This is a genomic window from Stenotrophomonas sp. TWI587, assembly GCF_039674145.1.
Lineage (GTDB): Bacteria > Pseudomonadota > Gammaproteobacteria > Xanthomonadales > Xanthomonadaceae > Stenotrophomonas > Stenotrophomonas maltophilia_AY.
The window spans coordinates 367,064-381,847 of sequence record NZ_JBDJMW010000004.1 but is presented as its reverse complement, the minus strand read 5'-3'; the positions used below and the strand labels follow the sequence as shown (position 1 = coordinate 381,847).

General features: G+C 64.3%; 11 protein-coding genes. 6 read left to right on the top strand and 5 right to left on the bottom strand.

Going from position 1 to position 14,784, the window contains the following annotated elements; translation table 11 throughout:
• The first annotated feature begins 142 nt into the window (after window positions 1-142).
• Window positions 143-1,102, top strand: coding sequence for a TerC family protein (locus ABE464_RS09210; protein ID WP_346471688.1), 960 nt, complete (start codon window positions 143-145; stop codon window positions 1,100-1,102).
• 97 nt (window positions 1,103-1,199) lie between these two features.
• Window positions 1,200-1,982, top strand: a complete 783-nt coding sequence (locus ABE464_RS09205) for a rhomboid family intramembrane serine protease (RefSeq protein ID WP_346471687.1) — start codon at window positions 1,200-1,202, stop codon at window positions 1,980-1,982.
• A 60-nt stretch (window positions 1,983-2,042) separates the two neighbouring features.
• Here the strand turns inward: ABE464_RS09205 and ABE464_RS09200 are convergent, their stop codons facing one another.
• The 5 genes from ABE464_RS09200 to rpmH all read right to left on the bottom strand — a co-directional run bounded on the left by ABE464_RS09200 (window position 2,043) and on the right by rpmH (window position 7,021).
• Window positions 2,043-3,098: a glycerophosphodiester phosphodiesterase gene (locus tag ABE464_RS09200; protein ID WP_346471730.1), complete on the bottom strand. Its 1,056-nt coding sequence runs from the start codon at window positions 3,096-3,098 to the stop codon at window positions 2,043-2,045.
• A gap of 136 nt (window positions 3,099-3,234) precedes the next feature.
• The gene (mnmE, locus tag ABE464_RS09195) at window positions 3,235-4,578 is read right to left on the bottom strand and encodes a tRNA uridine-5-carboxymethylaminomethyl(34) synthesis GTPase MnmE (RefSeq protein ID WP_346471686.1); all 1,344 of its coding nucleotides are present in this window, start codon (window positions 4,576-4,578) and stop codon (window positions 3,235-3,237) included.
• 108 nt (window positions 4,579-4,686) lie between these two features.
• Complete coding sequence (yidC, locus tag ABE464_RS09190) at window positions 4,687-6,384, bottom strand: membrane protein insertase YidC (protein WP_346471685.1); 1,698 nt, start codon at window positions 6,382-6,384, stop codon at window positions 4,687-4,689.
• Window positions 6,384-6,875 carry a ribonuclease P protein component gene (gene rnpA / locus ABE464_RS09185; protein ID WP_088435263.1) on the bottom strand — a complete coding sequence of 164 codons (492 nt, stop codon included), beginning with the start codon at window positions 6,873-6,875 and terminating at the stop codon, window positions 6,384-6,386. Before rnpA ends, yidC begins: the two co-directional genes overlap by 1 nt.
• 5 nt (window positions 6,876-6,880) lie before the next feature.
• The gene (rpmH, locus tag ABE464_RS09180; protein ID WP_006404565.1) at window positions 6,881-7,021 is read right to left on the bottom strand and encodes a 50S ribosomal protein L34; all 141 of its coding nucleotides are present in this window, start codon (window positions 7,019-7,021) and stop codon (window positions 6,881-6,883) included.
• A gap of 253 nt (window positions 7,022-7,274) precedes the next feature.
• On the opposite strand from rpmH, the gene dnaA reads away from it, so the two are divergent.
• The 4 genes from dnaA (at window position 7,275) to gyrB (ending at window position 14,719) form a co-directional block, all read left to right on the top strand.
• Window positions 7,275-8,609 (top strand): chromosomal replication initiator protein DnaA, encoded by a 1,335-nt coding sequence (gene dnaA, locus ABE464_RS09175; RefSeq protein ID WP_046272260.1) that lies wholly within the window; start codon window positions 7,275-7,277, stop codon window positions 8,607-8,609.
• A gap of 276 nt (window positions 8,610-8,885) precedes the next feature.
• Entirely contained in the window at window positions 8,886-9,986 is a 1,101-nt protein-coding gene (dnaN, locus tag ABE464_RS09170) for a DNA polymerase III subunit beta (protein ID WP_019184048.1), read from the top strand.
• A gap of 1,062 nt (window positions 9,987-11,048) precedes the next feature.
• Complete coding sequence (gene recF / locus ABE464_RS09165) at window positions 11,049-12,146, top strand: DNA replication/repair protein RecF (protein ID WP_346471729.1); 1,098 nt, start codon at window positions 11,049-11,051, stop codon at window positions 12,144-12,146.
• A gap of 113 nt (window positions 12,147-12,259) precedes the next feature.
• Window positions 12,260-14,719 carry a DNA topoisomerase (ATP-hydrolyzing) subunit B gene (gene gyrB / locus ABE464_RS09160; protein ID WP_346471684.1) on the top strand — a complete coding sequence of 820 codons (2,460 nt, stop codon included), beginning with the start codon at window positions 12,260-12,262 and terminating at the stop codon, window positions 14,717-14,719.
• Window positions 14,720-14,784 lie beyond the last annotated feature (65 nt).

Here is a 14,784-nt window from a genome sequence, read left to right as displayed (position 1 = left end):
TGCAACGGCAGTCCCACCCATCGGGACTGCGAGCGAGACCTTCGCCGTATGGCGAAGCTCTGTCCCTGGATCCCCCCGATCCTCCGTTGCAGATCCTCGCCGTCCGGCTTGAGGCAATCTATTTTTCCAACGGACAAACCCAATGCAGACGATCGGTAATGTGTGGTTGTGGGGCGGCTTCGGCGCGGTGGTGATCATCGCGCTGCTGGTCGATCTCGTCTTGATGCGACACGGCGGCCCACACAAGGTCACCTTCAAGGAAGCCCTGTGGTGGTCCATCGGCTGGGTCGTGCTGGCCCTGGCCTTCAATGGCGGCCTCTGGTACTACCTGAACGAGACCGCCGGCCAGGTGGTGGCCAACAAGGTCGGCCTGGAGTTCCTGACCGGTTACCTGGTCGAGAAAGCCCTGGCCGTGGACAACATCTTTGTGTTCCTGATGATCATGGGTTACTTCGCGGTGCCCGAGGAACAGCGGCAGAAGGTGCTGATCATCGGCATCCTGGGTGCGATCGTGCTGCGTACGATCATGATCTTCGCCGGCAGCGTGCTGCTGACCAAGTTCCACTGGCTGCTGTACGTGTTCGGCGCGTTCCTGCTCTTCACCGGCTGGAAGATGTGGTTCTCGGCCGGCAGTGAGCCGGATCTGGAGACCAACCCCGCCCTGCGCTGGATGCGCAAACACCTGCGCCTGCTGCCCGACTACGCCGGTAACGCGATGAGCGTCATGCGCGATGGCAAGCGCTGGTACACCCCACTGTTCGTGGTGCTGATCCTGATCGCGGTGACCGACGTGATCTTCGCGGTGGACAGCATCCCGGCGATCTTCGCGATCACCACCGACCCGTTCATCGTGCTGACCTCCAACGTCTTCGCGGTGCTGGGCCTGCGCGCGATGTTCTTCCTGCTGGCCGGCATGGCCGATCGCTTCCACCTGCTGCCGTACGGCCTGGCCCTGGTGCTGGCCTTCATCGGCATCAAGATGATGCTGATCGACATCTTCAAGATCCCGACCCCGATCTCGCTGGGCGTGGTGGCGGTCATCATCGCCGCGACCGTGGTGTTGAGCCTGAAGAACCCGCCGAAGGAAGACGGCCACGCCTGACCGACCGTGCCGCCTGCGGGATTGTCCCGCAGGCGGTACCTCTCTCTCCCACGACGTTGCCCTTGTGTTCATCCGGGGCGACGCCATCCCTAAGGGTATGAACGCCAACCTGCCCCAGCCCACCGGCGCGCCGCCGGTCCCGTCCCGCAACGACCGTGGTGGTGTACTGCGGGCGTTCAACCTGAGCCTGGCCTTCGTGCTGCTGCTGGTCGCGGTCTACACCGCCCAAGGCCATTTCGACTGGCGTCCCTGGGCCGTGGCCCCGTTGGACAAGGCCGGCCTGCTCGGCATCCTCGGTGCACCGCTGCTGCACGGCTCGATCCAGCATCTGGGCGCCAATGCGGCGGCCCTGCTGATCCTCGGCACCCTGGCCGGCAGCGTCTATCCCAAGGCAACCCTGCGCGCGCTGCCCCTGTTGTGGGTCGGCTCGGGGCTCGGTGCCTGGCTGCTCGGCGATCTGGGTAGCCGCCATCTGGGCGCCAGTGGCATCACCCACGGCTTGATGTTCCTGGTGTTCGTGCTCGGCCTGCTGCGGCGCGACCGGCCAGCGATCGCCGCGGGGCTGATCGCCTTCCTGTTCTACGGCAGCATGCTGCTGACCATCCTGCCGCACGAGCCGGGCGTGTCCTGGCAATCGCACATGGGCGGTGCCTTTGCCGGCATCATCAGCGCGCTGCTGTTCCGCCTCGCCGACCCGATGGCACCGCGCAAACGCTACAGCTGGGAGGACGAGGAAGAGGACGAGTTCGACGCAGCGCGCGACGCCGATCTGGAGCCGCCCTCCCCGACCCGCGTGCCGGTGCTGTGGCAACCGCGCGAGGGCCGCGACTTCGTGGTGCTGCCGTTCCGGCGGCGCGATGAAGGGTCATCGCTGGACTGACCGGCAGCGCCCTCTGATGGCATGCCACGGTAGCGCCACGCATCGCGTGGCGCTACACGCTCAGGGATTCGCTGCGGTCGTCCCATCCCCATCCACCGCGCGCCGGCCCAGCGCCGGGTCATCGGTGAAGAACGCATCGATACCGGTAGCCAGATAGGCGCGCATCTCGGCAACCGAGCCTTCCGCATTTCGCGCATTCGGCTCGCCTTTGCGGAATTCCGCCGCCTGGAAGTAGTTTTCCGGCCGGAAGGTATACGGCACCACCATCAACCCGGCTGCATGCGCATCACGCACCAGCGAGGTCGGGGTGCCCAGCTTCCCCTGCGCATCCAGTGGAATGACCATGCGCAGGCTCGGGCCGATGCCGTCGGCATAGGTGGCCACTTCGCGCAGCCCGGCCGGGGTGATCAGGTCGGCATAGCGCTGGCTGCCCTTGGCCGCGAGTACATCACCGGGCTGCTGCTTGGGATCGCCGAGCAGCTGCAGCAGGCGGATATTACTGTCGCGGCCGAGCTTGCCGCGCAGGTACCGCAGGTTGCCGACCTCGAAGGACTGGATCGTCACTGGCGCCACGCGCGTGTAGGCATTGCCCTGCAGTGCGGCAACCACCTTGTCTTCCATCGGCAGGCCGATGCGCGTGAAGTAGGTACCGTGCTTGATCTCCGGCACCAGTCCGATGCCGCGGTTGGCGCGGCCGGCCTGCTGCACCAGGAAGGCGATGATCTCGTCCAGCGTGGCGATGCGGAACTGGCCGTCGAAGGCGGTGCTGCGCAGCTGCGGCAAGCGCTCGCGGGCGTAGAGCGTTTTCAGTTCGGCGAGGGTGAAGTCTTCGGTGAACCAGCCTTCGATGCGTTCGCCATCGATGGTCTTGACGGTCTTGCGGCTGGCGAACTCGGGGTGCGCGGCCACATCGGTGGTGCCGCCGATCTCGTTCTCGTGGCGCGATACCAGCACGCCGTCCTTGGTCATCACCAGGTCCGGCTCGATGTAATCGGCGCCGTCGGCGATGGCCTGCGCGTACGCGGCGAGCGTGTGCTCGGGCAGCAGCGCACTGGCACCGCGATGGCCGTAGACGGCGGCCTTGGCCGGCGTGGAGGAAGACGATTCAGCGCTCATGGCCACCGATGGTGCCACGGCCAGCGACACCAGCAACACACATCCCCACAACTGCTTGGACACTGCAAATCCCTGTCGATAAAGATCACGGTCAGTCTGCTGCAAGGCTGTGACAGCGGGAAGAAAGGCCGCGTGCCTACTTGCCGATACAGAAGCTCGAGAAAATCCGCCCCAGCAGATCATCCGCGCTCATCCGCCCGGTGATCTCGCCCAGTGCCTCATGCGCGAGACGCAGTTCCTCCGCCGCCAGCTCCAGGTGCTCGTGGACCAGCTCCGCTTCGGCGCGCTCGGCATGGCCGATGGCCTGACCGATCGCCTCTACATGGCGGGCGCGCGCGGAGAACTCACCGTCCACGCTGTCGCCGGCACTGCCGCTGGCCAGCGCGCGCAGGCGCGCGTGCAACTGATCCAAGCCGAAACCGGTCGCGGCCGAGACATGCACCACGTCCGCAGGGACATCGACCGGCATCGCGTCCAGCAGGTCGCTCTTGTTGTGGATCCACAGCTGCTGCGGCACGTCGGCGATGCTGTCGCCCACCGCGTCGCGGCCGGCCTGCGGGTCGCGCGCATCGACCACCACGATGGCCAGGTCGGTGCGCTGCATTTCTTCGCGGGCGCGACGCATGCCTTCGCGCTCGATCGCATCGCCGCCTTCGCGCAGGCCAGCGGTGTCGACCAGGGTCAGTTCCAGGCCATCGATGCGGATGGTTTCGCGCAGGGTGTCGCGGGTGGTGCCGGCGATGTCGGTGACGATCGCCCGCTCGCTGCCGGCCAGTGCATTGAGCAGCGAGCTCTTGCCCGCGTTCGGCGGCCCGACCAGCACGGCGTGCAGGCCATCGCGGAGTCTGCGCCCGCGTTCGGCATCGTCGCGCAGCCGGATCAGTGCCTGCAGCGCGGAGACCAGGCCACTGCGTACCTGCGCGCCGCCGAGGGTATCGAGCGGTTCGTCGGCGAAATCGATTGCCGCTTCCACGTGGATCCGCAGCAGAACAAGCTGTTTTGCCACCTCGTCCACGCGGCGCGAGAACACGCCGTCCAGCGAGCGGCGGGCCGCGCGCGCTGCGCGGGTATCGCTGGCGGCAATCAGATCGGCAATCGCCTCGGCCTGGGCCAAATCCAGCTTGCCATTGAGGAAGGCCCGCTCGCTGAACTCACCCGGCCGCGCCTGGCGCGCCCCCAGCACGATGCAGCGCGCGACCAGCTGCTGGAGCACCACCGGGCTGCCATGCCCCTGCAGTTCCACCACTTCTTCGCCGGTGAAGCTGTTCGGCGCCGGGAACCACAGGGCGATACCGTCATCGATCACCTCGCCGACCGCATCGCGGAAGCGCGCGTAATGCGCGTGCCGCGGCTGCATCGCGCGCACGCCGATGGCTTCGGCGATGGGGCGCGCCTGCGGGCCGGACAGCCGCAGCATGCCCACGCCGCCAGCGCCAGGCGCGGTGGCGATGGCCACGATGGTGTCGGGGGCATGGGTCATGTCGAGCTCACTGCAGGGTGCGGGGAATCAGGGGGCATTCTACGGACCGCACGGTTGAGTGGGCCGCAGATGCAGAAAACCCGCCTTGCGGCGGGTCTCCTGTGCAGCTTACTTCTTGGCGGTGACGACCGGCAGCGGATCGCTGCCATGACGCTTGGTCATCCACCACTGCTGGAGCAGGCCCAAGCCGCCGTTGACGACCCAGTACAGCACCAGACCGGACGGCATGAAGGCCATCATGACGCCGAACACCAGCGGCATCAGCTGCATCATCTTGGCCTGCATCGGGTCCATGCCCGGTGCCGGGGTCAGCTTCTGCGTGGCCCACATCACCGCCACGTTGATCACCGGCAGGATGAAGTACGGGTCACGTGCGGTCAGATCCTGGATCCAGCCCAGCCACGGGGCTTGGCGCAGTTCCACCGATTCCACCAGCACCCAGTACAGCGCGAAGAAGATCGGCATCTGGATGAGGATCGGCAGACAGCCGCCCATCGGGTTGATCTTCTCTTTCTTGTACAGCTCCATCATCGCGGTCTGGAACTTCTGGCGGTCATCGCCATAGCGTTCCTTGAGCTGCGCGATGCGCGGCTGGAAGCGACGCATCTTGGCACCGGACTTGTACTGCACGGCCGAGAGCGGATACAGCACCAGCTTCAGCAGCACCACCAGGCCGACAATCGCCCAGCCCCAGTTGTTGACGACCTTGTGGACCTGGTTGAGGACCCAGAACAGGCCCTGGCCGATGATCGCCATCAGCGAGAAGCGGCTGTAGTCGACCACGCGGTCCAGGCCCTTCACGTCTTCCTTGGCGATCAGGTTGACCAGCTTCGGGCCGACCCACAGGCGGGCTTCGGTGCTGACCTGCTGGCCGGGGGCCACGGTGAAGGCCGGGCCACGCGCTTCGATCTGATCACGGCCGTTGTTCTGCGCCAGCGAGTACTGCGCGGCCTGATCGGCCTGCGGAATCCACGCGGTGAAGAAGTGGTGCTGCAGCATCGCCAGCCAGCCGCCGGTGATGGTGCGGTTGAGGTGGCCGTCGTCCAGGTAATCCTTGAACGCGCGACGCTCGTAACCGTCCTGCGGGCTGAACCAGGTCGCGCCGTTGAAGCTGAACGAGTCCGGGTTGGTCATGCTGCGCGAGAGGATGGTCGGGGTGCGGTCCAGGGTGCGGAACACGTAGCCGCTCCACGGGGCGCTGCCGCCGTTGACCACTTCATCCTTCACCGTGATCGCGTACTCATTGCGACCCAGCGAGTAGGTACGGCGGATGGTCACGCCGTTCGGGCCGGTCCATTCGAACGGCACCGTCACCTCGTCCTGGCCCTTGGCCAGCACGAAGTCGTGGTTGTCGCCGACCAGCTTGAAGCCGTTGGCGGCCGGCACCGGCATGGTCTTGTCTTCGCTGATCCAGCCACTCACCGCGCGGTACGGGTGGGTCGCCTCTTCGGTCAGCAGGCGGACCGGCGGGCTGCCTTCTTCCTTGGTCTGCGGGAACTGCAGCAGTTCGGCATCCAGCACCGTGCCACCGTCCAGCACCAGACGCAGGACGTCGGTGGTGATGGTCACGCGGGCCGGACCGGCCTCCGTCTGTGCGGTCGGCTGCGCCGCCGGCAGGGAGCCATCCGCCTGCGGCACGGGCGCGCCGGGGATACTGCCGGCAGCCGCACCTGGCACGCTGGCCTGGGTGGTCTGGGTGGCCACGGCCGGGGTCGGCGGCGCGGCCTTGTCGCGGCCCCACTCCATCCACAGCAACACGGCCACCATCAGCCAGGCAAAAATCAGGAAAACACGGGTCTGGTTCATCAGCGTGCAGGCTCGACGGGGCCGGCACGCAATGCCGGCTCGGACTGGGAAAGGGGTGCAACGCCCAGGGGCGGCGGCATTGTGCCGTCCGCGCCCGGCATGGGCAATGCGCCAAGGCGGCGCAGCAGGCGTTCAAAGGCCTGGCGGAGTTCTGAATTGCTGGCGGTACGGGCGGCACTGCGGGCAACGACGACGTAATCGCCGGCACTCATCCACGGCCGTACGTGGCGTGTGGCATCGCGCAGCACACGCTTCACTCGGTTGCGACCCACGGCTCGGGGATCGACTTTGCGCGACACCGCAAGACCCAACCTGGCTGGCGTATCGCTCTTCAGCCAGTGCAGGGTCATCAGCGGATCGGACACACGGCGGGCGCCGTTGAAGACCGTTGTATATTCGGCACGCGTACGAACCCGCGCAGAGCGAGGAAATCGCTTGCGCGGGTCGGAACTGCTCACAGTCAGGATTGCGTCTGCCGCGGGAAGCGGCATTGCAATCAAGCGCTCAGGACTTTACGGCCCTTGGCGCGGCGACGCGACAGGATCTTGCGGCCGTCAGCGGTCTTCATACGGGCACGGAAGCCATGGTCGCGCTTACGCTTGAGGTTGCTGGGTTGGAAAGTGCGCTTGGTGGCCATGCGGGCCTCTATATGAAGGGGACGGAAAGAACCGGAAATTCTATAGACCTCATCGAGGTCCCGTCAAGTGTCTGTCACTACGGGAATTCACCGGGCTGTGCAATAGCTGTGGATCGTTTTGTGAATAACTTTGGGACAACCATTCCCGGCCCCCCTCGTCGGTGGTAGTCTGCGCCATCCATTCTTCCCCCCTTCCGGCCTGCGGTGCGGCGCTTTTGTTCGCCTATCCGCTGGCCCCAGACGATTATTGCCGATGGATGCCTGGTCTCGTTCCCTCGAACGCCTCGAAGCGGAGTTTCCGCCCGAGGATGTTCACACCTGGTTGAAGCCGCTGCAGGCAGATCTGCGCGCGGACAGCCTGGTGCTTTATGCGCCAAACGCCTTCATCGTCGACCAGGTGCGCGAGCTGTATCTGCCGCGCATCAAGGAACTGCTGGCGCACTTCGCCGGTTTCGGCGACGTTTTTCTTGAAATCGGCTCGCGTCCGCGTCCGGTAGAGGCGCAGATCGCGCCGATTCCGGGCCTGTCCGCGCCGGCGGCGCCGGCGGAACCCCTGGTGCCGTTCGCCGGCAACATGGATTCGCACTACACCTTCGCCAACTTCGTGGAAGGCCGCAGCAACCAGCTGGGTCTGGCCGCGGCGTTCCAGGCGGCCCAGAAGCCGGGCGACCGGGCCCACAACCCGTTGCTGCTGTACGGCGGTACCGGCCTGGGCAAGACCCACCTGATGTTCGCGGCCGGCAATGCGATGCGTCAGGCCAACCCGGCGGCCAAGGTGCTGTACCTGCGTTCGGAACAGTTCTTCAGCGCGATGATCCGTGCGCTGCAGGAAAAGACCATGGACCAGTTCAAGCGCCAGTTCCAGCAGGTGGACGCGCTGCTGATCGATGACATCCAGTTCTTCGCCGGCAAGGACCGTACCCAGGAAGAGTTCTTCCATACGTTCAACGCCCTGTTCGACGGCAAGCAGCAGATCATCCTGACCTGCGACCGGTACCCGCGCGAAGTCGAGGGGCTGGAAGCACGGCTGAAGTCGCGTCTGGCCTGGGGCCTGTCGGTGGCGATCGAGCCGCCGGACTTCGAGACGCGCGCAGCGATCGTGCTGGCCAAGGCCCGCGAGCGTGGCACCGATATCCCCGACGATGTGGCGTTTCTGATTGCCAAGAAGATGCGCTCCAATGTCCGCGACCTCGAAGGTGCGTTGAATACCCTGGCCGCACGCGCCAACTTCACCGGCCGTGCGATCACCACTGATTTCGCCCAGGAAACCCTGCGCGACCTGCTTCGCGCCCAGCAGCAGGCGATCAGCATTCCCAACATCCAGAAAACCGTGGCCGACTACTATGGGCTGCAGATCAAGGATCTGCTGTCCAAGCGTCGGACCCGGTCGCTGGCCCGTCCCCGTCAGGTTGCCATGGCCCTGACCAAGGAACTGACCGAGCACAGCCTGCCGGAAATCGGCGACGCCTTTGCCGGCCGGGACCACACCACGGTGCTGCATGCCTGCCGGCAGATCCGGACGTTGATGGAAGCGGACGGCAAGTTGCGGGAAGACTGGGACAAGCTGATCCGGAAGTTGAGCGAATGATGCATGTACGCCGCTAAGGCGTCATCGCATAAAACGGTGCAGAATCCGGTAGTAAGCGAGGTATAGGTTGTGGATAAAAAAGCCGGTCGATTCGACGGTAAAGTTATCCACACCTTTCCCCACCCCTTGGGGGCTAGTAATGCAGAGGGTTTCGCAGTCAAAAACCCTATTGTTTACAAAGGCTTAGTCGCGTTTTCCCGCGATTCTGGCCCTACCAGCACCACCAAGCTTTTGATTTATCCCACATTTTTTTAAAGCATAGGGGCACGGAACCACATGCGTTTCACACTGCAGCGCGAAGCCTTTCTCAAGCCGTTGGCACAAGTCGTCAACGTGGTCGAACGCCGCCAGACCCTGCCGGTTCTGGCTAATTTCCTGGTTCAGGTCCAGAACGGACAGCTGTCGCTGACCGGTACGGACCTGGAAGTGGAAATGGTGTCGCGGATCGCGGTGGAAGATGCCCAGGACGGCGAGACCACCATCCCCGCCCGCAAGTTGTTCGAGATCATCCGCGCCCTGCCCGACGGCAGCCGGATCACCGTCTCGCAGACCGGTGACAAGATCACCGTGCAGGCCGGGCGCAGCCGCTTCACCCTGGCAACGTTGCCGGCCAACGATTTCCCGTCTGTCGACGAAGTCGAAGCCACCGAACGCGTGGCCATCGGCGAAGCGACCCTGAAGGAGCTGATCGAACGCACCGCGTTCGCGATGGCCCAGCAGGACGTGCGCTACTACCTCAACGGCCTGCTGTTCGACCTGCGTGGCGATGCCCTGCGTACCGTGGCGACCGACGGTCACCGCCTGGCGCTGTGCGAGACCGAGCTGGAAAAAGCCAGCGGCGCCAAGCGTCAGATCATCGTCCCGCGCAAGGGCGTGACCGAGCTGCAGCGCCTGCTGGAAAGCGGCGATCGCGAGATCGAGCTGGAAGTCGGTCGCAGCCACGTTCGCGTCAAGCGCGACGATGTGACCTTCACCTCCAAGCTGATCGACGGCCGGTTCCCGGATTACGAGGCTGTGATCCCGATCGGTGCCGACCGTGAAGTGAAGGTGGACCGCGAAGCCCTGCGTGCCTCGCTGCAGCGCGCCGCGATTCTGTCCAACGAGAAGTACCGCGGCATCCGCGTGGAAGTCTCGCCGGGCAACCTGAAGATCAGCGCGCACAACCCGGAGCAGGAAGAAGCCCAGGAAGAGATCGAAGCCGATACCACGGTCAGCGATCTGGCCATTGGCTTCAACGTGAACTACCTGCTGGACGCGTTGTCCGCCCTGCGCGACGAGCATGTCGTGATCCAGCTGCGCGATTCGAACTCCTCTGCCCTGGTCCGTGAGGCCAGCAGCGAGAAGTCGCGTCATGTGGTGATGCCGCTGCGTCTGTGACCTGAGACGCGCAGGTTCCACGTGGAACCGAGTGGTGTTGAGAAGCCCGGCATTGCCGGGTTTCTTTTTGGGCGCAATAGGGGATGTTCCACGTGGAGCATTCATTCCACGGATTGATGATTCTCCAAGCGAATGCCTTATCGGCAGCTTCCACAACGCTGAGCGGTGGTGGTGAGGAATCCGGTGCCCGCCGCCGACGCTGATCCAAGCAGACGCTGATGTAGCAAGTTTCGTCGAATGCCGATGTGTCCCAGCCTCATCGATGTACTACTTCGTTGTCTGTCGTCTGTTGTACATCGAACCGTGTGAACCCACTGGATTTCCTTCCCGCACCGGAGCGCCGCGGGAGGCAGCTTTTGAAGGCCTGGATCACAGCTCTATGCTTTTAAAAACTGTATATAAATCTAAAGCTAGGTGGTGGTGGTAGGGCCAGATTTGGTTGAAAAGTAGGTTAAGTGGTTGGTTTTGAAAGGAAATAGAGCCTCGAAACCCCCGGTAAAACAGGGCCTGAGCCTGGGGGTGATCCTGTGGGTATCTTTCCGGGGTCTGCAGAAGGCCTTTTTTATCCACAGATTGCCCATGGGTTGTGCATAAGTCATACATGCCGGGTGTGGACAGTCTCGTTTGGGTCTGCGCGGATGTTGTTCCTTCTGACCATGCCGGTGCTTGTCGCCAGTGCAGAATTCAAAAGAATCACCCTCGACGCGCGGAGGGACCCGTTCGGAAGCGCAGAAATCAGCGCAGATTTCTTGAAATCTGCTGGACCAAGGTGCTGCGGGCGCCCTGGATTTGAAGAAATTCGAACGGGTTTCTGGAGCAGGCCAGACGTCGGCGGAGGCGTTCCACGTGACACGTCGCACACGGCACCGTGCCTATCGCTGTTGTTCCCCGTCGTACGTCCGTAACAACCCGTCTTGGGTGGTGCTGCGGCTGGATCAGGTCCTATCCACTGCACCGCAGCCCACTCGCATGCCGGCGATCCACCACGTGGAACCCGGGCAATGCAGTAAGCTGATCGATTCCCCTACCCGTCTGCCGCTCTGTGCGGCGTTGATCGTCCGCATGCACATCCGCCGTCTGTCCCTGCACCAGGTCCGCCGCTTCGCTACCGTCGAACTGGCACCGCAACCGGGCATCAATCTCATCACCGGTGACAATGGCGCCGGCAAGACCAGTGTCCTGGAGGCGTTGCACGTCATGGCGTACGGGCGCAGCTTTCGGGGCCGTGTCCGGGATGGGCTGGTGCGCCAGGGCCAGGAGGCGCTGGATGTGTTCGTGGAATGGGATGAGCAGCGCGAAGGTGCTGATACCCCAACCCGCCGCAAGGCCGGGCTTCGTCACAGTGGCCAGGAATGGAAAGGCCGCCTGGACGGCGAAGACGTCGCACAGCTGGGTACCCTTTGTGCGGCGTTGGCCGTGGTGACCTTTGAACCCGGTAGCCACGCGCTGGTCAGTGGCGGCGGCGAACCCCGTCGACGATTCCTGGATTGGGGTTTGTTCCACGTGGAACCAGACTTCATGGGCATCTGGCGGCGGTACTCGCGGGCCCTGAAGCAGCGTAATGCCCTGCTCAAACAAGGCGGGCATCCGCACGCGCTGGATGCATGGGATCGCGAGCTCGCAGAGGCCGGTGAACCGCTGACCACCCGTCGCCAGCACTACCTGGAGCGGTTGCAGGAAAGAACCGTGGAACTTGCTGCCGTACTGGCCCCGAATCTGGGGATTCAGTCACTCAGCCTCAGCCCTGGCTGGCGCAAGCAGGAGGTATCGCTGTCGGACGCCCTGCTTCTGGCCCGGGAACGTGACCGCATGGCTGGCTATACGTCGGTCGGCCCGCATCGGGCGGACTGGAGCGTCGGATTCGAGACCATTCCCGGCCGGGATGCCCTCTCACGCGGGCAAGCCAAGCTCACCGCCCTCACCTGCCTGCTGGCGCAGGCCGAGGACTATGCCGAGCAGCGTGGCGAGTGGCCGGTGATCGCGTTGGACGATCTGTCCTCAGAACTGGACCGGCATCACCAGTCGCGGGTGCTGGAACGACTGAAGGCCGGCCCGGCGCAGATATTCATTACCGCCACCGAGGTACCGGCTGCGCTGGTCGACGCGACAGATATCACCCGGTTCCACGTGGAACATGGACAGGTCCTGCCTGTGCCATAGTGGTCCCCCAGGGGCCACGGTGCCCGGCTGGTATAATTGCTGTTGCAACCCCTTATTACTCGGCGCCCCGCCTCACCGCGGCAGCCCGACCTGCGGAGCCTACGGCAAGCGCAATGACTGAAGAACAGAACATCCCCGCAAACAGCGGCAACTACGACGCCAACAGCATCACCGCTCTGGAAGGCCTCGAGGCTGTCCGCAAGCGTCCTGGTATGTACATCGGCGACGTCCATGACGGCACCGGTCTGCACCACATGGTGTTCGAGGTCGTCGACAACTCCATCGATGAAGCCTTGGCCGGCCACGCCGATCACGTGTCGGTGATGATCCACGCCGACGGCTCCGTCTCGGTGTCGGACAACGGGCGCGGCATCCCGACCGGCAAGCATGAGCAGATGAGCAAGAAGCTCGACCGCGAAGTGTCCGCGGCCGAGGTCGTGATGACGGTCCTGCATGCGGGCGGCAAGTTCGACGACAACAGCTACAAGGTCTCCGGCGGTCTGCACGGCGTGGGTGTCAGCGTGGTCAACGCGCTGTCGCAGAAGCTGGTCTTGGATATCTACCAGGGCGGCTTCCACTACCAGCAGGAATTCGCGGATGGTGCTGCGGTCAACTCGCTGAAGCAGGTCGAAACCAGCACCAAGCGCGGCACCACGCTGCGCTTCTGGCCGTCGGTGAAGGCCTTCCACGACAACGTGGAATTCCACTACGACATCCTCGCCCGCCGTCTGCGCGAACTGTCGTTCCTGAACTCCGGCGTCAAGATCGTGCTGGTCGACGAGCGCGGCGATGGCCGCCGCGATGACTTCCATTACGAAGGCGGCATCCGCAGTTTCGTGGAGCATCTGGCACAGCTGAAGACGCCGCTGCACCCGAACGTGATCTCGGTGACCGGCGAATCCAACGGCATCGTGGTGGACGTGGCGCTGCAGTGGACCGATTCCTACCAGGAAACGATGTACTGCTTCACCAACAACATCCCGCAGAAGGATGGCGGTACCCACCTGGCTGGCTTCCGCGGCGCGCTGACCCGCGTGCTCAACAACTACATCGAGCAGAACGGCATCGCCAAGCAGGCCAAGATCAACCTGACCGGCGATGACATGCGCGAAGGCATGATCGCGGTGCTGTCGGTGAAGGTGCCCGACCCGAGCTTCTCCAGCCAGACCAAGGAAAAGCTGGTCAGCTCGGATGTGCGCCCGGCCGTGGAAAGTGCCTTCGGCCAGCGCCTGGAAGAGTTCCTGCAGGAAAACCCGAACGAAGCCAAGGCGATCGCCGGCAAGATCGTGGACGCGGCGCGTGCCCGTGAAGCGGCGCGCAAGGCGCGCGATCTCACCCGCCGCAAGGGCGCGCTGGATATTGCCGGCCTGCCGGGCAAGCTGGCCGACTGCCAGGAAAAGGATCCGGCGCTGTCCGAGCTGTTCATCGTAGAGGGTGATTCGGCAGGTGGCTCGGCCAAGCAGGGCCGCAACCGCAAGAACCAGGCAGTACTGCCGCTGCGCGGCAAGATCCTCAACGTGGAACGTGCCCGTTTCGACCGCATGCTCGCCTCGGACCAGGTCGGTACGCTGATCACCGCGCTGGGCACCGGCATCGGCCGCGACGAGTACAACCCGGACAAGCTGCGCTACCACCGCATCATCATCATGACCGATGCCGACGTCGACGGCGCGCACATCCGTACGCTGCTGTTGACGTTCTTCTATCGTCAGATGCCGGAGCTGATCGAGCGCGGTCACATCTACATCGGCCTGCCGCCGCTGTACAAGATCAAGCAGGGCAAGCAGGAGCTGTACCTGAAGGACGACCCGGCGCTGGATGCGTACCTGGCCAGCAGTGCGGTGGAAAATGCCTCGCTGATCCCGGCCGAGAGCGAGCCGGGCATCGAAGGCGTGGCGTTGGAGAAGCTGCTGCTCTCCTACGCGTCGGCGCAGGAAACCATCGCACGCAACAGCCATCGCTATGATCGCCAGGTGCTCGAAGCACTGATCGATTTCACGCCGATGGATCTTGAGCACCTGCGCAAGGCCGGCGCCGACGAAGGTCTGGCTGCGCTGGCAACCCGCCTCAACCAGGGCAGCCTCGGCTCGCCGCGCTATTCGCTGGAACTGCAGGAACCCACCGACGAGCGACCGGCCGCCGTGCTGGTCACCCGTCGCCACATGGGCGAGCAGCTGATCCAGGTGCTCCCGCTGGGCGCGTTTGAAACCGGTGAACTGCGTGCGCTGCACCAGTCCTCTCTGCTGCTGCACGGCCTGGTTCGCGCCGGGGCGAAGATCAGTCGTGGTGCCAAGTCGGCCGAGATCGGCAGCTTTGCCGAAGCGCGCAACTGGTTGCTGGATGAGGCCAAGAAGGGCCGCCAGATCCAGCGATTCAAGGGTCTGGGTGAAATGAATCCGGAGCAGCTGTGGGACACCACGGTCAATCCCGACACCCGTCGCCTGCTCCAGGTGCGGATCGAGGATGCCGTGGCGGCCGATCAGATCTTCAGCACGCTGATGGGTGATGTGGTCGAACCGCGTCGCGACTTCATCGAAGACAATGCGCTGAAGGTCGCCAACCTGGATATCTGACACAATCGGGACAGGGCCGGCCCGGATGCGACCTGCATCCGGCCGGCCATCGCTCCCCGATGCCA

Coding starts and splice junctions, on each gene's coding strand:
- ABE464_RS09210 (WP_346471688.1), top strand. CDS start 143: ATGCAGACGATCGGTAATGTGTGGTTGTGGGGCGGCTTCGGCGCGGTG.
- ABE464_RS09205 (WP_346471687.1), top strand. CDS start 1,200: ATGAACGCCAACCTGCCCCAGCCCACCGGCGCGCCGCCGGTCCCGTCC.
- ABE464_RS09200 (WP_346471730.1), bottom strand. CDS start 3,098: ATGAGCGCTGAATCGTCTTCCTCCACGCCGGCCAAGGCCGCCGTCTAC.
- mnmE (WP_346471686.1), bottom strand. CDS start 4,578: ATGACCCATGCCCCCGACACCATCGTGGCCATCGCCACCGCGCCTGGC.
- yidC (WP_346471685.1), bottom strand. CDS start 6,384: ATGAACCAGACCCGTGTTTTCCTGATTTTTGCCTGGCTGATGGTGGCC.
- rnpA (WP_088435263.1), bottom strand. CDS start 6,875: ATGCCGCTTCCCGCGGCAGACGCAATCCTGACTGTGAGCAGTTCCGAC.
- rpmH (WP_006404565.1), bottom strand. CDS start 7,021: ATGGCCACCAAGCGCACTTTCCAACCCAGCAACCTCAAGCGTAAGCGC.
- dnaA (WP_046272260.1), top strand. CDS start 7,275: ATGGATGCCTGGTCTCGTTCCCTCGAACGCCTCGAAGCGGAGTTTCCG.
- dnaN (WP_019184048.1), top strand. CDS start 8,886: ATGCGTTTCACACTGCAGCGCGAAGCCTTTCTCAAGCCGTTGGCACAA.
- recF (WP_346471729.1), top strand. CDS start 11,049: ATGCACATCCGCCGTCTGTCCCTGCACCAGGTCCGCCGCTTCGCTACC.
- gyrB (WP_346471684.1), top strand. CDS start 12,260: ATGACTGAAGAACAGAACATCCCCGCAAACAGCGGCAACTACGACGCC.